General features: G+C 41.3%; 23 protein-coding genes. 9 read left to right on the forward strand and 14 right to left on the reverse strand.

Annotated elements, in window-relative coordinates; translation table 11 throughout:
• Positions 1-29 precede the first annotated feature (29 nt).
• Both J0656_RS12410 and J0656_RS12415 read right to left on the reverse strand, forming a co-directional pair.
• Positions 30-1,340, reverse strand: coding sequence for an ABC1 kinase family protein (locus tag J0656_RS12410; RefSeq protein ID WP_207034296.1), 1,311 nt, complete (start codon positions 1,338-1,340; stop codon positions 30-32).
• A 5-nt stretch (positions 1,341-1,345) separates the two neighbouring features.
• On the reverse strand, positions 1,346-2,002 hold the full coding sequence (locus tag J0656_RS12415) for a TetR family transcriptional regulator C-terminal domain-containing protein (protein ID WP_207034299.1): 657 nt from the start codon (positions 2,000-2,002) through the stop codon (positions 1,346-1,348).
• A 324-nt stretch (positions 2,003-2,326) separates the two neighbouring features.
• Between J0656_RS12415 and htpG the strand changes: the two genes are divergently transcribed.
• The 3 genes from htpG (at position 2,327) to J0656_RS12430 (ending at position 6,008) form a co-directional block, all read left to right on the forward strand.
• A complete protein-coding gene (gene htpG, locus J0656_RS12420) occupies positions 2,327-4,213 on the forward strand; it encodes a molecular chaperone HtpG (RefSeq protein WP_207034301.1) in 1,887 nt (628 codons plus the stop codon).
• A 93-nt stretch (positions 4,214-4,306) separates the two neighbouring features.
• The gene (locus J0656_RS12425; RefSeq protein ID WP_207034304.1) at positions 4,307-5,647 is read left to right on the forward strand and encodes a hypothetical protein; all 1,341 of its coding nucleotides are present in this window, start codon (positions 4,307-4,309) and stop codon (positions 5,645-5,647) included.
• 4 nt (positions 5,648-5,651) lie between these two features.
• Entirely contained in the window at positions 5,652-6,008 is a 357-nt protein-coding gene (locus J0656_RS12430; RefSeq protein ID WP_207034307.1) for a DoxX family protein, read from the forward strand.
• On the opposite strand, the gene J0656_RS12435 is transcribed toward J0656_RS12430, so the two are convergent.
• Together J0656_RS12435 and J0656_RS12440 are read right to left on the reverse strand one after the other, a co-directional pair.
• A complete protein-coding gene (locus J0656_RS12435) occupies positions 6,005-6,415 on the reverse strand; it encodes a hypothetical protein (protein ID WP_207034310.1) in 411 nt (136 codons plus the stop codon). The two genes, J0656_RS12430 and J0656_RS12435, sit on opposite strands and share 4 nt — an antisense overlap.
• The gene (locus J0656_RS12440; protein ID WP_207034313.1) at positions 6,399-6,986 is read right to left on the reverse strand and encodes an RNA polymerase sigma factor; all 588 of its coding nucleotides are present in this window, start codon (positions 6,984-6,986) and stop codon (positions 6,399-6,401) included. Before J0656_RS12440 ends, J0656_RS12435 begins: the two co-directional genes overlap by 17 nt.
• 134 nt (positions 6,987-7,120) lie before the next feature.
• Between J0656_RS12440 and J0656_RS12445 the strand changes: the two genes are divergently transcribed.
• Positions 7,121-7,474, forward strand: coding sequence for a DUF6249 domain-containing protein (locus J0656_RS12445; protein WP_207034316.1), 354 nt, complete (start codon positions 7,121-7,123; stop codon positions 7,472-7,474).
• A 65-nt stretch (positions 7,475-7,539) separates the two neighbouring features.
• Complete coding sequence (locus tag J0656_RS12450; RefSeq protein WP_207034319.1) at positions 7,540-8,172, forward strand: MOSC domain-containing protein; 633 nt, start codon at positions 7,540-7,542, stop codon at positions 8,170-8,172.
• Positions 8,173-8,222: 50 nt separating this feature from the next.
• On the opposite strand, the gene J0656_RS12455 is transcribed toward J0656_RS12450, so the two are convergent.
• The gene (locus J0656_RS12455; RefSeq protein ID WP_108245273.1) at positions 8,223-8,600 is read right to left on the reverse strand and encodes a hypothetical protein; all 378 of its coding nucleotides are present in this window, start codon (positions 8,598-8,600) and stop codon (positions 8,223-8,225) included.
• A gap of 212 nt (positions 8,601-8,812) precedes the next feature.
• Between J0656_RS12455 and J0656_RS12460 the strand changes: the two genes are divergently transcribed.
• The gene (locus J0656_RS12460) at positions 8,813-9,685 is read left to right on the forward strand and encodes an AraC family transcriptional regulator (RefSeq protein ID WP_108245274.1); all 873 of its coding nucleotides are present in this window, start codon (positions 8,813-8,815) and stop codon (positions 9,683-9,685) included.
• Positions 9,686-9,690: 5 nt separating this feature from the next.
• Here the strand turns inward: J0656_RS12460 and J0656_RS12465 are convergent, their stop codons facing one another.
• The gene (locus J0656_RS12465; protein WP_207034322.1) at positions 9,691-10,461 is read right to left on the reverse strand and encodes a S1/P1 nuclease; all 771 of its coding nucleotides are present in this window, start codon (positions 10,459-10,461) and stop codon (positions 9,691-9,693) included.
• Between the two features lie 136 nt (positions 10,462-10,597).
• Here J0656_RS12465 and J0656_RS12470 point away from each other — a divergent pair, with 136 nt between their 5' ends.
• Positions 10,598-12,796 carry a DUF5916 domain-containing protein gene (locus J0656_RS12470; RefSeq protein ID WP_207034325.1) on the forward strand — a complete coding sequence of 733 codons (2,199 nt, stop codon included), beginning with the start codon at positions 10,598-10,600 and terminating at the stop codon, positions 12,794-12,796.
• 104 nt (positions 12,797-12,900) lie between these two features.
• Here J0656_RS12470 and J0656_RS12475 read toward each other — a convergent pair whose 3' ends face one another.
• The gene (locus tag J0656_RS12475; protein WP_207034328.1) at positions 12,901-13,068 is read right to left on the reverse strand and encodes a lmo0937 family membrane protein; all 168 of its coding nucleotides are present in this window, start codon (positions 13,066-13,068) and stop codon (positions 12,901-12,903) included.
• A gap of 249 nt (positions 13,069-13,317) precedes the next feature.
• Between J0656_RS12475 and J0656_RS12480 the strand changes: the two genes are divergently transcribed.
• Entirely contained in the window at positions 13,318-14,580 is a 1,263-nt protein-coding gene (locus J0656_RS12480; protein WP_207034331.1) for a DUF819 family protein, read from the forward strand.
• Between the two features lie 45 nt (positions 14,581-14,625).
• Entirely contained in the window at positions 14,626-15,324 is a 699-nt protein-coding gene (locus J0656_RS12485) for a DUF4369 domain-containing protein (RefSeq protein ID WP_237688935.1), read from the forward strand.
• On the opposite strand, the gene J0656_RS12490 is transcribed toward J0656_RS12485, so the two are convergent.
• The 7 genes from J0656_RS12490 to J0656_RS12520 all read right to left on the reverse strand — a co-directional run.
• Positions 15,321-15,593 carry a hypothetical protein gene (locus J0656_RS12490; RefSeq protein ID WP_207034336.1) on the reverse strand — a complete coding sequence of 91 codons (273 nt, stop codon included), beginning with the start codon at positions 15,591-15,593 and terminating at the stop codon, positions 15,321-15,323. The two genes, J0656_RS12485 and J0656_RS12490, sit on opposite strands and share 4 nt — an antisense overlap.
• A gap of 28 nt (positions 15,594-15,621) precedes the next feature.
• Positions 15,622-16,590, reverse strand: coding sequence for a type I phosphomannose isomerase catalytic subunit (locus tag J0656_RS12495; protein ID WP_207034338.1), 969 nt, complete (start codon positions 16,588-16,590; stop codon positions 15,622-15,624).
• Positions 16,591-16,594: 4 nt separating this feature from the next.
• Entirely contained in the window at positions 16,595-17,002 is a 408-nt protein-coding gene (locus J0656_RS12500; RefSeq protein ID WP_207034340.1) for a 6-pyruvoyl trahydropterin synthase family protein, read from the reverse strand.
• The gene (gene idi, locus J0656_RS12505; protein ID WP_207034343.1) at positions 16,999-17,532 is read right to left on the reverse strand and encodes an isopentenyl-diphosphate Delta-isomerase; all 534 of its coding nucleotides are present in this window, start codon (positions 17,530-17,532) and stop codon (positions 16,999-17,001) included. Before idi ends, J0656_RS12500 begins: the two co-directional genes overlap by 4 nt.
• A 57-nt stretch (positions 17,533-17,589) precedes the next feature.
• Positions 17,590-18,543: a PorP/SprF family type IX secretion system membrane protein gene (locus J0656_RS12510; RefSeq protein WP_207034346.1), complete on the reverse strand. Its 954-nt coding sequence runs from the start codon at positions 18,541-18,543 to the stop codon at positions 17,590-17,592.
• A gap of 3 nt (positions 18,544-18,546) precedes the next feature.
• A complete protein-coding gene (locus tag J0656_RS12515) occupies positions 18,547-20,574 on the reverse strand; it encodes a T9SS type B sorting domain-containing protein (RefSeq protein WP_207034349.1) in 2,028 nt (675 codons plus the stop codon).
• A gap of 22 nt (positions 20,575-20,596) precedes the next feature.
• Positions 20,597-21,858: hypothetical protein (locus J0656_RS12520; RefSeq protein WP_207034352.1), on the reverse strand; the 1,262-nt coding region annotated here is incomplete at its 5' end.

The following is a 21,858-nucleotide window of genomic DNA, read 5'->3' on the forward strand; positions in this document are numbered from 1 at the left end:
TCCTAAGAACTGGATATTTATTAAGGCTTTTAGCGGATGTACTGCTCAAAATGGTTCACATTTACCTTAGCCTTAAGGTCATGCAATAGATTGTAAAGCCCAAAAAACGTACGATTTATATATAAAAAGTGTTTTGACCCCCTGTTCCCGTTCATCTTTCGGATTTGTTCGTCTTTGGAGTAGCGTTCACTGAGGTTTGCAATTTTCGACCAGAAACCTTCATCTCCAAAATCAAAAGTTTCTTTATGAAAAGGAGAAGTGAAAATAGTCAGCATTTCTTTGAAAAGTGCCTTAAAAAATATCAGCTCTTCTTCTGAGTCGGTCGGTGTCAAGATTTCCAGTTCATACAATTTTTCCATGAAGATTTTATCATTATTGATGTTTTCCTCTTTGGCCAACTCAAAATACGGTACATAAAAATCATCTGGAATCTGCTTGATGCAACCAAAATCGATGGCTATCAACTTAGCATCATCACTTACTAAAAAATTACCGGGATGCGGGTCGGCATGTACTCTTCTCAATTTATGAATCTGGAACATATAAAAATCCCAGAGGGCTTGGCCCAGAGTATTCCCAAGTTCAGCATCAAAATCCGTTCGGGTAAATTCGCCGAGGTGAGCCCCATCCATCCAATCCATAGTCAGGATACGCTCACTGGACAACTCGCGATAATATTTAGGAAATTGCATGTTTGGAATCACGGAACAGGCGGTGGTAATCTCGTCGCTTTGCTCCAATTCCAAGATATAATTGGTCTCTTCGATAAGTTTATGCTCTACTTCCTTGAAATATTTTTCGGAGTCCTTCCCTTTTAGGTTGAACATTTTAATGGCCACGGGCTTCACCAAGGCCAAATCACTACTTATACTTTCGGCAACACCCGGATATTGGATTTTGACCGCCAATTTTTTGCCATCCTTTTCTGCGCGATGAACCTGGCCTATACTGGCAGCGTTCACGGAATCTTTTTCAAACTCATCAAAAATCTCTTCAGGATATTTATCCAGATATTTTTTGAAGGTCTTACGAACCAAAGGCGCGGACAATGGGGGAACAGAAAACTGGGAAAGTGAAAACTTTTCCACATAGGCCCTTGGCAACAGGTTCTTCTCCATACTGAGCATTTGGGCCACTTTGAGCGCACTACCCTTTAGACTTTTGAGTCCATCATAAATATCCTCTGCATTGTCTTGGTCCAACGTATCCTTGGAGGTTTGCGGGTCTACGAGCTTTTTACCGTAGTATTTCACATAGTTTCCTCCAATCTTGACCCCGGTCTTCACCAATTTTCCGGCGCGTTCTATTTTCCCTGTGGGAATCGTATCCAAACTTTTCATGTGTTCTATGCGAATTTTTCCTTGTAAAGAAATTTTCCAAAGTCCACAATCTTTTCCAACGGTGTGCTTTCAAAAATCTGGAACACGGTGGTCACGGATTTTTCAATGGCGATGTCGGTTTTCTCCAGACCCGGGGAACCATCTTCCATCCAGAATTTTAAGATAAAAAGAAACTGTAACCAAGCGCCTTCGGCAAACAAGGGAGCATTGTATTTAAATATCTTGTGCTGCTTTTCATCGTTCCTTTCCTCTATAAGTGTGGAAGCAAAATCCTTGAATTTTTTGCGAAGACCTTTTAATTGCATCAATCCTTCCAAGGAATATTTATGCTCTTTCATTATAAAAAGGACATAACTCCTATTCAGTGTCAGGTTTTCAAAAAAGGTAAAGAAAAAGGTCAACATTTTTTCCTCGTTGGTCATGGATGCATACTGCTTGTTCTTTTGCATCAAACCATAACTATTATCAAAGAATTTGTTCCAGATAATTTGTTGTAAGGACTCGAACGAACCAAAGAATCCGTAAAATTCATCTTCTTTAATATCATGTTCTTTACAAAACTTAAACACCGAGCTCGGCACCTTTTCATGTTCCAAAACAGATTCCATGAACAAGCCAATGATTTTATCCTCGGTAATTTTGGATTTAGTCGTATTTGCCATTTTGGTATTTTTTGAAGAGTTAACAAAGTTAGCATTGTGTAATCTAATTCTTAAAAGAAAATGCACTTCCTGGCGAAAGTGCATTTTCACAACCTAACCAATAAATAAACAAACTTGTTATAGTAATACTACTTCATAGCAATTTTTAACCTATAACACTGTAAATATAATCATTTTGTTTAATCTTTACGAAAATAAAATAAACAAAATTATGTTAAAATATTGTAGACCAGTTAAAACCCCAATGAAATGTCAGTTTGTCAGATTTTGCACTATGGTATTTTTTTTGACTGATCAGCTGTAAAAAGCATAAAAAACAAAACGATGGCTACAGGTAAAATCAATGTTTCAGTAGAGAATATTTTCCCTCTGATCAAAAAGTTTCTATACAGTGATCATGAAATTTTCTTGAGGGAACTTATTTCCAACGCTACGGATGCAACCCTTAAATTAAAGCACTTAACCTCCATAGGAGAAGCTACGGTCGAGTACGGCAACCCAATAATCGAGGTCAAGGTGGACAAGGACAACAAACGCATCCATATTCTAGACCAGGGTATCGGGATGACCGAGGAGGAAGTAAAAAAGTACATTAACGAGGTGGCTTTTTCCGGTGCCGAGGAATTTTTGGATAAATACAAGGATGCTGGTAAAGATGCCGGAATCATCGGGCATTTTGGTCTTGGTTTCTACTCAGCGTTCATGGTAGCGGAGAAAGTGGAGATTATTTCAAAAAGCCACAAAGAAGAACCTGCGGTACATTGGACTTGCGATGGTTCTCCCGAGTTTACCATTGAACCAAGTGACAAAACTGAAAGGGGAACGGAAATTATCCTTCATATAGCAGAGGATTCCACCGAGTTTTTGGAAAAGTCAAGAATCCGTGAGCTTTTGGTGAAGTACAACAAGTTCATGCCCATTCCAATCAAGTTTGGAACAAAAACGGAAACGCTTCCCAAACCGGAAGACGCCAAAGAGGACGACCCGGCGCCAACTAAAGTGGTGGATGACATCATCAATAATCCAAATCCAGCATGGACCAAGCAACCCGCGGACTTGGAAGAAGCGGATTACAAAAGTTTTTACAGGGAACTTTATCCTATGCAGTTCGAAGAACCCTTGTTCCATATCCACTTGAACGTGGATTATCCGTTCAACTTAACGGGCATCTTGTATTTCCCAAAGTTGACAAACGACCTCAGCATTCAAAAAGACAAAATTCAATTATACCAGAACCAAGTGTTCGTAACGGATAATGTGGAAGGCATTGTTCCCGAATTCTTGACGATGTTAAAAGGCGTCATCGATTCTCCGGATATTCCATTGAACGTTTCAAGGTCATATCTTCAGGCTGATGGCGCGGTGAAGAAAATCTCCTCGTACATCACCCGAAAAGTGGCCGATAAATTGAGCTCGCTTTTCAAGAACAACCGTGAGGATTTTGAACAAAAGTGGAACGACATCAAAGTGGTAATCGAATATGGTATGCTCTCCGAAGATAAATTCTTTGAGAAAGCCGATAAGTTTGCCCTGTACCCAACAATTGATGGCAATTTCTACACTTTTAAAGAGCTAGAGGCAAAAATCAAGGACAATCAGACCGACAAGGATGATAAATTGGTGGTGCTTTATGCTTCGGACAAAGAGGCGCAACATAGCTACATTGAAGCTGCCAAAAAGAAAGGATACGAAATCCTGTTGTTGGATTCACCGATTGTATCACACTTGATGCAAAAGTTGGAAACATCCAAAGAGAACCTGTCTTTTGTTCGAGTAGATGCCGACCATGTGGACAACCTCATCAAAAAAGAGGATACGGCAATCTCCAAGCTTTCCGAAGAGGAAAAAGACAGCCTAAAGGCTGATTTAGAAAAAGTAATTTCCGATAAAGGATATACTATTCAATTGGAGGCCATGGAGAGCAGTGCTTCTCCATTTATAATCACCGAGCCAGAATTTATGCGCAGAATGAAAGAAATGCAGCGTACAGGTGGCGGAGGTATGTTCGGGATGGGCAATATGCCCGATATGTACAACCTTATCGTAAATACCAATCACGAACTGGTAGGCGAAATATTGAATACCAAGACCGCAAAAAAACGCGAAAGGTTGATCAATCAATCGTTGGATTTGGCACGTCTATCCAAAGGATTGTTGAAAGGTGAAGAGCTCACCAACTTCATTGCCAGAAGCTACGAGATGATCAAATAATCTTAGTTATTATAATCAACAACGCAAAACCGCTCTTAATGAGCGGTTTTTGCATTTTATGCCTATATTGGATGTACAAACCAATCAAAGACCGTGGGCGCAAACAACGATTATAACAGTCCCTCATTCAAAAAACTACTTGACTCCCTGCAACAACAAAGCTGGGAACTTGAGCTTATTATTTCGGGGTTTGCCATCTTCGGACTGTTCACTGCCTACGAACCGCTTCGCATTGAAACGGTAAATGCTGAGAACCAACAGCAAATTTATCGCTTCGTAGTCTACCTTATCCTTCAAATTTCGTGTTCCATATTATTGTTCAACCTATTGCTCCACGTAATCCTTCGTGGACTTTGGATTGGGTCTCTTGGGTTGCGGTATGTTTCCGGTGATATAGAATTCGAAAAATTGCGCTATTCGGAGCGCTTTACCAAATACTTACAAAAACGCATCGTCTCTTTTGACCGGTACATTGCCAATCTTGAGAATTACTGTAGCGTACTCTTTGCCATTTCGTTCTTATTGATTTTCTATGTGCTGGCCATGACGATGATTATCTTATCGATTGTTTTGGTGGCCAACTTTGTTATTGAAAGTGATTATCTCCCGGAAGGACTTTCCAGTATTCTTGGTGTTGTGCTCATTATATTCATTATAACGGGCATGACCTTAACCTTTATCGATTTTTTGACGCAGGGATGGCTCAAAAGAAAGAAATGGATTTCGCGAATTTACTTTCCCATCTATTGGGTTTTTAGTTTTTTGACACTTTCATTTTTATACAGGCCCTTGGTCTATAATTTTTTGGACAACCGTTTTGGAAGAAGGCTCATTTTACTTTTGGTCCCCATTTACATTGCCATATTGATGATTACCAGTCTGGAGTACCGCAACTCCAATTATTTGGAAAAGGACGAACAATCGTCCAGTACTTTTGCCAATAAGGAAAACTATGCGGACATGCTTGTAGAAGATGGTGACTTTCCAGGACAGGTGGTTATTCCTTCCAAGGTGATCAATAAGCCCTTTTTAAAAGTGTTCGTGCCTTTTTCGGAAAATTTGGAGAACCGGATTTTTGCCTATAATGATTCCTTGAGACCTGAAAACGACCGCCGGGGCCTCTCCTCAAGCATGAAGATTACCACGAACTGGAGCGACCAGATTACTAGTGCACGCCAAAAAGACAGTATCCGAAAGATGTACCTCAGGACCTTTAATGAAACCCATGCTTTCCGAATTGATAGCTTGGATATGGATGAAGATTTTATCCTTACCACAGGAATAAACAATATTCTTGGGTTTGAAACCTATCTCAAGATATCTAACCTCAATGAGGGAAAGCACCTTTTACGGCTTAGGCGCAAAAGAAAGGAAAAAGATACGGTTGTTACCGTGACAGATGTTATCTTACCGTTTTGGTATTTTAAAGATTAGATTTATGGCTCCATGGCACCTTTACGTAATGGCCGGAATGTACATTTTTGCAGGCCTAATGCATTTTATAAAACCTAAAATGTATATGCGCATTATGCCCAAGTATCTGCCAAACCATAAGCTTTTGGTGTATTTGAGCGGAATCGCCGAAATTGTTTTGGGTATAGGCGTCTGCTTTGATGCGACCCGAAAACTGAGCACCTTTGGCATCATTTTAATGTTGGGCTTATTTTTATCGGTACATTTTTACATGCTTTCGGGCAAAAAAGCATCTGCCGGGATTCCAAAATGGGTATTGGTTCTCCGGATTCCACTACAATTCTTTTTGATGTATTGGGCGTATTACTATGCCTACATTTAAAAAACTCTTCTATCCATATACCTTTTCAGCCAAGGTACCTGTACAAAAAACATGAGGCCTAAAAACAGGAAAGCATAAACAGTAACTTTGGAAAAAGTGAAACCTTTCACCCACTCCCAATCCGTATGGAACCAAGATCCCATGTTCAAGTTTTTGAACCAACCTTGACCATTATCCACACCCAATTGTGAACCCAATAGAAACACCAAGGCCACAAAAGCAACAAAAGCCAAGGACAAAGTCCTGCCCGATAGTATGGGCTTGTATTCAAAAACTTGTTGCGGTGCTTCGACCTCTAGTTTTTGCATCACATTTTTGGTAAAATCAGCAGAAGGGGATTCCAATGGAGCTTCTTCCATGATCTTATTTATAAATGCTTCCAGTTTTTTATCATCCAATTGATCCATTGCTCTGCAATATTTCTTTGTTCAAACTCTTCTCCATAATACTGGCCAATCGTTTTCTGGCCCTGAACAACCTCACCTTTAATGTATTCACAGGCAAGCTGGTTGCTTTTTCCATTTCCAGCAGGTTCTTTTCCTCAAGATAAAACAAAGTAAGGATACCTGCATCCTCTTCCGATAATCTGGATAGACATTGCTCTATCAATTGGCTTCGCTCTATTTCTACCATTTTATGAAACGCCGTATCCAGGTCAGCGTAATCTATCTTATCAGCATGTTCCATATCCAAATGGATTCGTTGCTTTTTTACTTTTCTTATCTTGTCCAAACAAGTATTATAGGCAATTCTATACACCCAGGTGGACAACTTTGAATCGCCCTTAAACTTAGGCAGGGATTTGAATACTTTAATGAATACATCTTGTGATACTTCCTCCGCCTCCTCCCGGTTTCCCAACATTCTAACCGAAAGTGTAAAAACCATATCCTTATAGCTATCCACCAAATCGGAGAACGCGCGGGTATTTCCCCTGCGTATTTCCGAGATCATTTGATTTTCCTTGTTGGTCAGCATTGTTCATTGGACGCCAGAAGTACCAATTAGGTTACACAAAAAATAATTTTTATAAAAATATGTAACCTGATCGGAAAAACCGTCGTCATAGCTTATGAACAAAAAATTACAAATAATCATTAAAACGAATAGTTATGGGATCAGAAGTAATCATTATTCCAATCATTTTTGGTGTTATCCTTGCCATTGCCTACCTCTATTTTTCAACTAGGAACAAAGAACGTTTGGCATTGATAGAGAAAGGAGCAGACGCCAGCATTTTTGTCAGGGGAAAAAGGGGTGGAGCTACTCCACTTGGGAAAATCATTCTCCTCAACCTAGCCTTATTGCTTATGGGAATCGGAACAGCCATATTTGTAGCTTCGATATTTGTTCATAGTCTTGGAGTTAAACAAGAGGTTGCTTACCCAGGTACAATTTTCCTATTAGCGGGTGTTGGACTGATGGTCGGATTTAACATGACCAACAAATTGGACAAAGAAAATTAATTCTTTAAGCTGATTTTAATTGAATGACCACCGCCACAAGCGGTGGTTTTTTATAACTTGCCATTATGAAAGTAATCTCGACCAACCTCGGCAAGCCTACCAAAATTGTTTGGAACGGTAAAGAAACCCTCACCGGCATCTACAAATACCCAATTGATGAGCCTCTTTATTTAGATAAGGAGGATGTGAAACACGATACCGTGGTAGACAGGAAACACCATGGTGGTACGTACAAAGCTTGTTATCTGTTCTCCTCAGACAACTATGCTTATTGGAAAGAGAGATACCCACTGTTGAATTGGAACTGGGGCATGTTTGGCGAAAATTTGACCCTTGATGGTTTGGACGAGTCCCAATTAAAGATTGGAAGCATTTATAAATTGGGAACAGCACTGGTACAGATTACACAACCTAGGGAGCCCTGCTACAAATTGGGCATTCGGTTCAACGACCAAGGCATTTTAAAGCAGTTCATAGACCATGGACGTCCTGGAACATACGTACGTGTTCTTGAACCTGGAAAAGTTGTAATGGGCGATTCCATGGAACTCGTGGAAGAATCGGAAAACCCTTTGTCCATTCAAGCATTCTATACGCTACTTTTTGCCAAAACCAAGGACAAGCAAGTCTTAAAATGGGCCATAGATAATGAAGCTCTCCCGCAGAGCAAAAGGAAAAAGCTTGAGAAATGGGCATAAAAAAAGGGGGCCTCTCGACCCCCAATGCACATAAAAATTAACTAAACAAACTATCTTACTACCATAGTTTCTTTGTAGGTTCCAAATTTGTCCACTACAACAATGGTATATTCATCTTTGAAGGCTTTTTCGAAGTTGAATGCTTTTTCAACTACAATGTCACCATCGATAGCTTCGTCAAAAATAAGTCTGTCCTCGCTATCATATACTTTTAAAAGCACCTTACCCTTGGAAACGTTCAAAAGGTTCATCATTATTTTCTGACCTTTTTTTACGAATACTGGATCAAGGTTTACTTTTACCAAATTCTTTTCAACTTCGTACTTGGCTACTACTTTTTTGCCAAAATCGGTTGTGGTTCCGTTCGCCAACCCGATTGCACTTATCAATAGGGCCGCTGCTACTGTTAGGTTCTTTACTAATTTCATAACACTTCGTTTTTTAAGATTACAGTACAAATGTATGGTGCAATAGCGCACAGGAATACCACTCCTTTTTCCACTTTATATGCTATATTAACATGGTAGGTGTTTTAACATAGTATTAATGATAAAATAGCATAACTTTGAGTTAACATTGTAGATATTTGCATGCTAATTAGTTTTTTAACTTTAGCATACGAAAGAAAAAATTGCAGTAAATGATTCAAAAACCAGCATTTGAGGCAATAGCACCCAGTTTTGGCCATTCTTTTACGTTTCAAAAGTTTAATGCCAACAACGAAAACAAGAACAATGGTTGGCACTACCACCCAGAGTTGGAGTTGGTATATGTGAACGGAGGGTCTGGTAAAAGGCAAATTGGCAGCCACGTATCCTATTATAGGAACGGTGACCTTATATTAATAGGTTCCAATTTGCCCCATTGTGGTTTTACGGACAAACTTACCGGCAACAAGAGTGAGACCTTGGTACAGATGAAAGCGGATTTTTTGGGAAGTGATTTTTTCAACATTCCAGAGATGAAAAATATCCAAAAACTTTTTGAAGTCGCAAAAGGTGGAATCGCATTCTCCGGTAAGACCAAAATGAAGGTCGGGGAAAAAATGGAGATTTTGGAATACCAGACAGATTTTCAACGATTGCTCTCCATTCTTAATATATTGAACATTCTGGCAACTTCCACCGAAATCAATGTTTTGAACGCCGAAGGATTCTCCATGGAGACCGAGGTTAAGGACAACGACCGTATCAATGTTGTTTTCAATCACGTGAAAACAAACTTCAAGGAAGACATCAGCCTAGAAGAGATTGCAGATTTGGTGAGTATGACGGTCCCATCCTTCTGTAGGTATTTCAAAAAAATCACCAATAAGACTTTTACGCAGTTTGTAAATGAGTATCGTTTGGTGCACGCTTCTAAATTATTGGCCGAACAGCCCATGAGCATTACCCAAGTTTGTTATGATAGTGGTTTCAACAACTTTTCGCACTTCAACAAATCGTTTAAAGCCTTTACGGGACAAAACCCATCGGAGTATAGAAACCAGTTAAAAACTGTTTTACAGTCCTAATATTGTTAATCGAACAGGTCGTTCAATACTTTTGCCAAGCGCAGGCCTCCCATTTGCAATTGCTGGAAAAGCAAATCGTTGTAATCGTATGAATAGCGATACCCAAGTTTGTCGCCTATTTCTACCGAATCGTATAGTTCCGCACAAATAGCGTGGGATTCATCCACCCAATCATATATGGTGCCTTCTTGAATGGCCTTGCGCTTTTTTTTGTCCACATCGCTCAATTCATCGGCCAGTTCGCTATAAGTCATTCCGTAGGACTCGATCAAATTTTTGTCCCAAACCCTATGTAAATTGCTTCCTTCACCAAACCATTGCACTTGAATATCGTTCCCGCCTTTGTCTTCTGCCCTACTGGCATGCATGGGTTGGTGCAGGTCTCCAATAAAATGGATGAGCAGTTTCAAATGAAAAACTCTATCCTCCCTTGTATTATTCTCATCCTTTACCTTTTGAATACATTCCTCAATCGCAGTCATTATATCGCCATACTCACTCTTTTCCGAATCCACGTAATCCATTCCCAAAGGATAGTTCACATAATGCCATGCCGAATATTTGGAATAGCTCCGGTCCGCTTTTATATCGTCTGCAAAAGTAGAAACGAATGCAAGACTATGCCCGTCCAATAAATCGTTCAAGGCCCTTTTGGCCTTTCCTGTTAAATAATTCTGGGCAATTTGCCCCGTAACGCGGTGTCCTGTTTTTCCCCAAATAGCGTTACCAAACACCAAAACAGGAAATAAAAGCAATAGAAATAAGGTTTTTTTCATTTTTCAACGTCTCTTATATAAAAGCTGTTTGCCCAACTAAGTTTCAGAATGTTTTACCAACTAACAATCCATTTCACGATTTTGGGATTTTTTTAACCATAAAGTTACATTTGACATACCAACTAAACTAAAGATTATGACCAAACTATACTTTGCACTCGCTGCATTGCTAGTACCTCTTACATTTTACTCACAAACAAGTTCCAAGGACATCAATGTAAAATTTACAGAAATTCCTTTTAAAATCGATGGTATATTGGATGAGCCTCAATGGAATTCCGCAGAAACTACCGATAGTTTTTACCAGTTTTTCCCCGTTGATACCATTCAAGCAGTAAAACAAACCGAGATTAGAATGCTCTATAGTGCCACTACCCTGTACATAGGCATCAAATTGTTTTCCGATGGTGATGATTATGTAACACCATCACTTAAGCGTGACTATGGGGCAGGTGGCAACGATAACATCAGTTTAATGTTCGACACCTTCAATGATGGTACCAACGCGTTTCTCTTTGGAATCAACCCTTTTGGAGTACGCCGTGAAGCCCTAATCTCGGGTGGCGGACAGGGTACAAGTGGGTTTACCATGTCCTGGGACGTTAAATGGCAGGGCGAAACCAAATTGTACGAAGGCTATTACACCTGTGAAATTGCCATCCCGCTTACCTCGTTCAAATTTAAACAGGGAGAGCAAAAATGGCGCTTCAATTCCTATAGGTTCGATATGCAGACCAATGAACAAAGCACTTGGGTACGCATCCCGCAAAACCAAAGAATCTACAATCTTGCCTTTATGGGAGATATGATTTTTGAAAGACCCTTGGGGAAATCCAGGACCCCTATGGCCCTTATACCTTATGTAAACGGTATTGTGGCCAAAGATTATGAGAAACAAACGGAGCAAAACAATCTTAAAATCGGGGGGGATGCAAAAGTATCCATAGGAAACGGAATGAATCTGGACATAACAGTAAACCCTGATTTTTCCAATGTGGAAGTGGACAATGTCATCACCAACCTTACCCGTTTTGAGGTATCCCTACCTGAAAAGCGGCAATTTTTTATAGACAACAGTGACCTTTTTGGGTCTTTTGGTACAGAAGGAGATTATAATCCCTTTTTTTCCAGAAGGATAGGAATTGCCCAAAATGCACAGGGAGAAACCATAGAGAATGGCATAGTGGGCGGTGTAAGGCTTAGCGGTAAATTGAATGAAAATTGGCGCCTAGGGCTAATGAATCTTCAAACCGAAAAGGATGAATCCAATGAAATAGCCAGTAATAACAATACAGTATTGGCCCTTCAGAAAAAAATGTTCTCACGTTCCAACCTTAGCTTCATTTTTGTAAACCGGCAGACCTTTGAGGATTATGATTTTTTGAATGAAGCGGACAGGTACAATCGGGTAGTTGGGTTGGATTACAATCTGGCCAGTGCAGACAATACTTGGACGGGGAAGTTTTTCTATCATAAATCCTTTTCGCATGGTGTGGAAAATCGCGATGCAGCTGGTGGAATCAATCTAAAGTATAATTCACGCTTTTTAAACCTTGGTTTGAGCGGAAACTTTATTGGAAACAATTTTAGGTCCGACCTTGGCTTTGTTCCCAGAAAGGACATACTGCTTTTCAATCCGTCAGCAGAAGTGATTTTTTATCCAAAAAAAGGAAATTTAAACTCACATGGATTTATAGCCCGACCGGAATTTGTGTGGCGACCAACACTGGATTATCAAAACACGGACTATTTTATTTATACCGGTTGGCAGGCACAATTCAAGAGCCAGGAAGAACTCTCCCTCAGACTTTTTAATCGATACACCTATTTAACTGCTTCTTTTGACCCTACCCGAACCAAAAACGGAACGGAACTACCGGGAGGAACCGGATATTATTACACCAGTGGCGAGGTGGAATTTGCAAGCGACAGAAGAAAGGTTTTTTCCTATACGCTTGAACCGGGGTATGGTGAATTTTTTAATGGGTCAAGATTGGTTCTAGAGGGCCAGATGAATTTAAGGGTACAGCCCAAAATGAATTTTTCTTTGGGTTTCAATTATAACAACATTACATTACCAGAACCCTATGAAAGTGGTGAGATATGGTTGGTAAGCCCAAAAATTGAACTGACCTTCAACAAATCGGTGTTTTGGTCCACATTGGTCCAATACAGCAATCAACTGGACAATCTTGGATTTAACTCAAGGCTGCAATGGCGCTTTGCTCCTCTCTCCGACTTGTTCTTGGTTTACAACGATAATTATTTTGTAAACTCATTTATGCCCCGAAGCCGTTCCATTAACCTAAAATTGACCTATTGGTTGAATATTTAAACGTTTGTTTACGATTCCAAATAAAAAAGGCGGTCACATAAATGTGACCGCCTTTTTATATTTTCTTTTTCAAAGCTATAAGGTCAATCGTAGTGTTTAGTATATTATAAGGGTTTACGTCCTGAAATAATATTGTAAAGAATTGCTATTACAGCAACCACAAGCAAAATATGGATAAGACTGCCTGTAGCCATTCCTGCTACAATACCAAAAAATCCCAATACCCAAATAATTATACAAATTACGGCAACAAGCCAAAGTAAACTTCTCATATGTTCTAGGTTTTTAGTGTTTATATCAATAAAAGTATTTAAAAAAGAATCAGGTGATTGTTTCAATTCAAGTAATTGTTGACTCAATACCGTTTAAGTCCAAAAGCAGTTCTATCTAATTAATTCACAAATTGTTAGCAACACATAAAAACATCTAAATCGGATTCAGGCAAAAGAATCTCCCATTTTATCCTACAAACTGTACTACCTCACCTATTTTCCTATATTTGGACTTCTATCTTAAAAAATATGGACCAACTACCTTTTACCCAAGACACCGTAATTTTTGGGCTTCTTTGTCTCTGCTTAGGATTCGTTTTTTATACCTCATCCATTAAAACTGGATTTTGGAACAAATTTTATGGCGTAGTGCCTACCGTGCTCATGTGCTATTTGTTGCCCGCTATTTTAGCCAGCTTGGGTATTGTGGACGAATCGGCATCACAAACCTATTATGTGGCCAGTAGGTATTTGCTGCCCGCCGCATTGATACTAATGACGCTTAGCATTGACCTTAAAGCCATCATGAATTTAGGCTCTAAAGCATTGGTCATGTTTTTAACGGGAACGGTCGGCATTGTAATAGGTGGACCAATCGCTATTCTGATTGTTTCCATATTTTCACCAGAAACCGTTGGAGGCGTTGGCCCGGATGCCGTTTGGAGAGGATTGGCGACCATAGCAGGCAGTTGGATCGGCGGTGGTGCCAACCAAGCCGCCATGCTGGAAGTATTCAAATACAACCAAGAAAACTATGGGGGCATGGTTCTTATCGACATCGTAGTAGCGAACCTTTGGTTGGCCGTCATTCTTTTGGGAGTGGGCAAAACCGATAAAATAGACCGTTGGCTCAAAGCGGACACCTCTTCCATTCAAGAGCTCAAGGTAAAGGTATCTGCCCACACTGAAAAAATTGCTCGGGTCACCACCCTCAAGGACTTTATAATGATATTGTTCTTCGCTTTTGTTGGCGTTGGGGTTGCCCATTTGGTGGGGCACCACTTTGCCGTCTTTTTACAGGATAATTTCGAAGTCATCCGTAACCCACAAAAAATATTATCGTCCCTTGGGTCAGAGTTTTTATGGATGGTTGTTTTTGCCACTGCCATCGGCATTGGACTATCTTTTACCAAAGCCAAGGATTATGAAGGTGCCGGCGCCAGTAAAATTGGTGGTATGTTCATCTATATTTTGGTAGCCACTATAGGTATGAAGATGGATTTGGGCAAAGTTTTGGACAATCCCGGTCTGATTGCAATTGGCTTAATTTGGATTACCATACATGCCGGACTACTTATTTTAGTGGCCAAGCTCATTAAAGCTCCATTCTTTTTCTTGGCCGTGGGGAGCCAGGCCAATGTAGGGGGTGCTGCCTCCGCACCTGTAGTAGCTGCAGAGTTCCATCCTTCTTTGACATCCGTAGGAATACTTTTGGCCGTTTTTGGGTACGTTGTAGGTACTGCCGGGGCGTATTTATGCGCTTTGTTGATGGAAGTAGCCGCTAATGTTTAAATATTTTCAGAAGATTATGCATCTTTGCGCTGCTAAAATTTTATGATGAAGCGGATATTGTTTGTATTACTTATTGGAATTATAGTGGTGTCTTGTGAAAAAAGCACAGAAAACACCATGACGGTTAGTGGGAATATTAAAGGGTTAAAGAAAGGAACCCTGTATTTACAACAATTCAAAGATTCCACGTTGGCCGTTTTGGATTCATTGGAGATAAAGGGTGATGGCGCTTTCAGTTTTTCTACTGAAGTAAGCGAACCGGAAGTGTTTTATCTCTACCTAAAGAAGGAAGACAATAACGACATTAACGATAGAATCACTTTTTTCGGAGAGCCAGGAACCATTACCATTAACACGGCATGGAACACTTTTGATACGGATGTTGAGATTTCAGGTTCCAAATCGCATGAAAAGCTTTTGGAGTTCCACGAAATGGCCTCTAAATTCAATATCAAGGAATTGGGGCTATTGCAACAAGCTTCTGGTCTCGACACGGAGAAAGATTCCTTGGTCTTGGATTCTTTGCAAAGGTTGGTCAATCAAAATACAATAAGCAGATATAGATATGCCTTAAATTTCGGTCTGAACAATGGCGATTCTTATGCAACACCTTACATTATGATGACCGAAGCGAGCGAAGCCAATCCAAAATATCTGGATTCCATTTATAAAGGATTGACGCCAGAGGTAGCTGCTTCCAAATACGGAAAGGACTTTAAAGCGTTCTTGGACAAGAACAACTAAGCTTCCAAATTATTCAACTGTTCCACGAGCTTGGTGGCCTTTTCCTCCAGTTCCGTGCGAATGGCTTTAAAGTGAGACTTGTTGTCCTCCAACTTTTTTTGGTTGACCTTGTTCATGAGGTTGTCATAAACCTCTATGGCTTCGTCTATGATTACGGTACCTTCTTCCGACTCCTTGTTTCCTGAGCCGGCTTCCCATATATAAACAGCTTCAATAATGTCTCCCAGTACAAAATTGATATCTTTCTTTAAATCACGAATACTTGGCATAACGCGGTTGTTTTTATTAAATATACCACTAAATAGTAACTTCTAAAAGTTTAGCTCCTTCTGTGTCAATATCCACATAAGTACTTGATGCAGAAACTAGGACGGTTTCCCCTTTTGTTATGGCAACACTGCCCCAATCGTTTTTAATTTGGGCAGCACCTCCTACGCACATAAAAATGGTAAAGGAGTCACGTTGGGTCAAATCTTGTTTCATGGACTTGGTCAGCTCCAAAAAGTCCGTTTTAAAATAGGGACAATCCACCATTGAATTTATCCCATTTAGACTCTTGGGATAATCTACCTTAAAGTCATCCTTCTTCTCGTAGTCTATGGCATCGACCGCCAAACTGGTGTGCAATTCCCTTAAATTGCCTTCCCTGTCCCTACGGTTAAAATCGAACACGCGATAGGTAACATCGGAGGTTTGCTGGATTTCGGCCAAAAGTACCCCTGCCCCAATGGCATGTATTTTTCCGGTATTGATAAAAAAGGTATCTCCCTCGCTTACTTCCTCATAGTTCATTAAATCGGTCAAGGTACCTTCCTCAAGGCTCTTTACATATTCGCCCTTTTCTACATCCTTATTAAAGCCGACAATCAACTTTGCACCGGGGTCGGCGTCCATAATGTACCACATCTCAGTTTTTCCAAAGGAATTGTGTCTTTCTTTGGCCAATTCATCATTTGGATGCAACTGTATGGAAAGGTCCTGCTTTGCATCAATAAATTTGATGAGTATGGGGAAATCGTTCCCAAAACGTTCCACGACACTCTTTCCTAAAAGTACTTCGCCATGTTCGTCCATCAAGCTCTGAAGCGAAGTCCCGGACAAATCTCCATTTGATACTTCGGAAATATCCCCTTCTACCCCCGAAAGTTCCCAGCTTTCACCGGTAATATCACTTTCAATAGGTTTATGCAATACATCTTTTAACTTGGTTCCTCCCCAAAGTCGTTCTTTAAGGATAGGTTTAAATTTTAACGGGTATAGGTTCATTGTGCTATCCTGTATAGGTTACAAAGTTTCGAGGAGTTTCATAAAGCACTACCTCCAACTCCTTAGTTTGTTTTATATGCGGTCTTAATTTATTCCATATCACTACAGCTATGTTTTCTGCGGTAGGATTCAAATTTTCAAACTCCGGAACATCGAGGTTCAGGTTCTTATGGTCCAATGCCTCCTCTACATGTTCCTTAATCAACTCCTTAAGCACTTTTAGGTCCATTACAAAGCCTGTTACCGGATCTATTTCTCCGGTAACGCTCACGATAAGGTCATAATTATGCCCATGATATTTTGGATTGTTGCATTTACCAAAAACAGCTTTGTTCCTTTCATCGTCCCAATCTGGACGGTGCAATCTGTGCGCAGCATTGAAACTGGCCTTTCTACTCGCTTTCACCTTCATTTTGCAGAGGTATTTTCCATAAGATGGTCGTAGAAACGTTCAAAAATAATTTTGAACCATGCCGTGTACTCATTTGGATTTTCCATCATATCATTTTTGATATCCTCTGGATGCATCCATTTCCAATCGGCAACCTCCTCTGGATTGATATTCGGTTCTTCTTCAAAATAACCTACCATCACATGATCAAACTCGTGTTCCGTAAGGCCATTATCAAAAGGGGCCTTGTACATAAAATGAAAGAGTTCTTTAAGATCTGTGGTGAAACCCATCTCCTCCATAAGCCTGCGCTTTCCAGCTGCAATATTGCTCTCCCCTTCCCTTTGATGACTGCAACATGTGTTGGTCCATAGCAATGGGGAATGGTATTTGTCCTTGGCCCTCTGTTGAAGCATGGTCTCGCCTTTTTTGTTCATCACAAAAACCGAGAATGCCCTATGGAGCAATGCCTTTTGATGGGCTTCCATTTTGGGCATAAGGCCAATTGGCTCGTCCTTTTCATTTACAAGTATCACTTTTTCCTCTTTCATGAGGTAAAAATATGACCTTTGAAGTTAAATAAAGATGGATTGATTGATAAATTCTTACTAAAAGAAGCGTGGTGATTTCAGATTTCCGATGTTCCTGATAAAATCGTACCGTAGAATGATTTCGAAGGAACCATCATTAAAGGTAGCGGCGCCAAGTTCGGTGATTTCCCTATCATATGCCATCCCAATCATAAACTGGTCGGACAACATAAATCCAATTAGACCACTAAAGGCGGCATCCCATCGATAGGCCACTCCCCCGATAAACTTTTCATTGAACATAAAGTTGGCGGAAAGATCTACCTGCAATGGTGCTCCTTGAACAGCCTTGGTCAATAAAGTGGGTTTGAACTTCAATACTGGATTTAAGTCCCAAACATAACCCGTAATCAGATAAAGGTTAAGCTGTTCCTTGGCAGTGGATACGGAAGAGGAATCAAAGTGGGTCGTCTCCAATATTCGAGGGGCCGACAAACCGGCATAAAACCTATCGGTGTGATAATACACCCCTGCTCCGATATTCGGTGAGAACTTATTCTGGATGTCCTGCTGTGATTGCAGTTGTGGATCTATCTCGAACTCATCGAGCTCGGAATATCGAATATCCAGCATATGGGCACTGGCCTTGAGCCCAAAACTAAGCTTGCCTTCCAAAGAGGTTTGGATGGTATAGGAGAAGTCCACATCAAAATAAGTTTCGGAGGTGGGTCCTATTTTATCATTCACAATGGATAGTCCAACACCCACACCACGGTAACCCACCGGGGTATGAGCGTTCAACGTTTGTGTTTCCGGTGCCCCATCAAGTCCCAACCATTGGTTCCGGTACAATGCGGCAATGCTCAGATGTCCTCTTGACCCCGCATAGGCCGGATTGACACTTACAGTATTGTACATATATTGGGTATACTGTGCATCTTGCTGTGCTTGCATAGTTCCTACTCCAAGCAGAAGTAAAACAAGCAACCATTGGGTTTGTTCTTTAAAAAGTTTGTTTACCACAGTTACCATTGTTTATCTGTTAATATATATGTAGCCTGTAAGCTGTTTTGTACTACCTCCGTTGTCCTGATAATCTATCACATAAAAATATGTACCTACCGGAAGTTTATTATCCTGATCCACGGTAACCCTTCCTTGCGAAGTACCGTCAAAGACATTTCCATTAGTGTTGTATGACTTGGTCTGGAACACCATTACCCCCCATCTGTTGTAAATCCTTACCGTGTTGTTAGGGTAATTCGAGAGTCCTCGGATTTCCAAAACATCGTGTACTCCATCACCATTGGGCGTTATTACGTTCACAACATCCACTTCTTCTTCATCGATGGTAAGTTCACCCAAATCTGGATCTAAATAATCGGGTATTCCGTTCTCATTGGCATCATCATTGGCGTAGTCACCATCACCGTTGGTATCTTCATCCATGGTTTCTATACCATCGTCATCGTCATCCGAATCCCTGAAATCCGGTATGCCATCGCTATCGGTATCGGGCAATGCAGTGCTGGGATCATCTATTTCATCATTGACATCGATATCGATGACCGTTTCACCTTCGTAACCATCATCCAGACCATCGTTGTCCTTATCGGAACCTATCAGGCTAACTTCTGGAACTCCATCATGGTCATTATCATGTCCTTCAATGGCATCAGGAACATTGTCATTATCGCTATCCTCATCCACATAATCCGGAATACCGTCATTATCTGAATCCATAGGAATCAATCCAATGTTACCATCAACCTCATAGGCATCATCCAATCCGTTGTTGTTTGCATCAACTAAGCTAGGTGGAATGTACCCCAATGCTGGTTGCGCCTCAATATTATCGGGAATACCGTCATTGTCACTATCTATATCCAAATAATCAGGGATTCCATCACCATCTGTATCCGTTGGATTGGTTGATGGATCATTGTCATTATCGGCATTTAAATCCTCAAAGCTGTCCACAATCCCATCATTATCACTATCCAAATCAATTCCTGATGGACTTATAATTACAGTAATAGTAGCTGTATCACAATTTCCGTTGGAATCACACACCGTATAATCGAACGAATCTGTTCCTGTAAAACCTGAATTTGGCATATAGGTAATATCATCATCCGATGGGTTCCTCGGTGTTCCGTTGTTGTTCAACACCACGGTTCCATTTGATGGATCGGTTACGCTTATTGTCCCTGAAGTAGGTATATCATTATCGTTTGCTCTCCATGAAATTGTGGTCTGAACATCGATATCGGTAGAAACTGAATCATCGAATGCATCCACAATAGGAAGCACATCGACCGTTACCGTAGCCGTACTGCAATCACCAAAGGAATTACAGATGGTATAGTCAAAACTATCCGGTCCATTATAATCAGGATTTGGCGTATAGGTGACCACATCATCATTAGGGTTATTTGATGTTCCATTATCATCAATGCTGACCATACCGTTCGATGGATTGGTCGTGGTCAAAACGCCTATGTTCGGTAAATCGGTATCATTATCAAATATGGGAACAATCACGGATGCATCTTCATTGACGGTAACCAAATCATCCATCAAATTAGCAGCTTGGCTCATACATACCACCGTAAATCGTGGAAGCTCTTTACTGTTACCGACTTTTGTGATTGTGGCCACATACCTCATTACGGTTTGTGTACTTGTAACGGTAGGCCTGATTTGGTCACCCGATAAGGCCGGGGTCCAGCTCACCGTTGCCCCTGAAGGAACACTTGCCGAGATATCCAAAATCACCTGATTGTTCGGTGCTTCACAATCGGTTAGAATAAAATAACCTGTAGCATTGGAACCGCACAGTGTACCATCATAAGTTGCAAAGTATACACCTGGTTGGGTAGCTTCATAAAACGAACTGGTTCCCAAAACAGTGCTTGTATCAGAGGCTTCATACCATTGATAGTTATGCTCATCTCCGGTATTCGGCGCTTGCAACAAGAACTGTGCACTTGCCATATTCACTGCTGCAAAGAAAATGTACAGTCCAATGAATAAAGACTTATATGAGGTGTTGGATTTCAAATCTACTTGTCTTTATTCATTATTATTTTACCACAAAAACCACGTTGATCAATGCATTATAATCGGCTGGTTGACCAATTATATCATAGGTTAATTGACCATTGGCATCAATACTCATATTATCGAATACAGTTGGATCTGCATAGGTTATGTAATAGTACAACTCTGTTGGTCCGTATGTCGGGATTGCTGCAGGTGCCCCTGCGCTTGCGACTGCCGGTGTTCCGTATTGAGTTACATATTGAGAATATAAATTCAACGTTCTACCTGCTCCATTACTTGAAGCATCTATAGCAATCGAAGGCGGGTAAAAAATTCGTGCCGCTTTGGAGGTAATTGGGGCAATATCTTGGATTACATCTTCCACAGTAGCTTCCGTATTTCCATCGCCATCTACATCTACTGGGGAATTGGAACTTATATCTGATGCATTTTGAGCGTCAACGTACGCCTTCGTGGCAGCGTCGCTAGCTGCCGTCGGAATGCCAAGCCCGGTGATCGTCGCTCCGTTCGCATTGTTGCCGTCCAAGAGCACTTCCTCGATGTTCTGTATCTCGTTTGATGGGTCGAAGTCACCATCCCGTATGTCTATGGTCGCGCTGGCACCATCGGTGATCGTAAGCTCGACGCTCTCGTTGGCTGTGCCGCCAGCGCCGATGCCAAGGTCCTGGTCGTCAGTCCCGTCAAGGGCGTCAACGTACGCCTTCGTGGCAGCGTCGCTAGCTGCCGTCGGAGTGCCAAGGCCCGTGATCGTCGCTCCGTTCGCATTGTTGCCGTCCAAGAGCACTTCCTCGATGTTCTGTATCTCGTTCGATGGGTCGAAATCACCATCCCGTATGTCTATGGTCGCACTGGTACCATCGGTGATCGTAAGCTCGACGCTCTCATTGGCTGTGCCGCCAGCGCCTATCCCAAGGTCCTGGTCGTCAGTCCCGTCAAGGGCGTCAACGTAAGCCTTCGTGGCAGCATCGGTAGCAGCCGTCGGAATGCCAAGCCCGGTGATCGTCGCTCCGTTCGCATTGTTGCCGTCCAAGAGCACTTCCTCGATGTTCTGTATCTCGTTCGATGGGTCGAAATCACCATCCCGTATGTCTATGGTCGCACTGGCACCATCGGTGATCGTAAGCTCGACGCTCTCATTGGCTGTGCCGCCAGCGCCTATCCCAAGGTCCTGGTCGTCAGTCCCGTCAAGGGCGTCAACGTACGCCTTCGTGGCAGCGTCGCTAGCTGCCGTCGGAGTGCCAAGGCCCGTGATCGTCGCTCCGTTCGCATTGTTGCCGTCCA

Source organism: Flagellimonas aurea, from assembly GCF_017313785.1.
Classification (GTDB): domain Bacteria; phylum Bacteroidota; class Bacteroidia; order Flavobacteriales; family Flavobacteriaceae; genus Flagellimonas; species Flagellimonas aurea.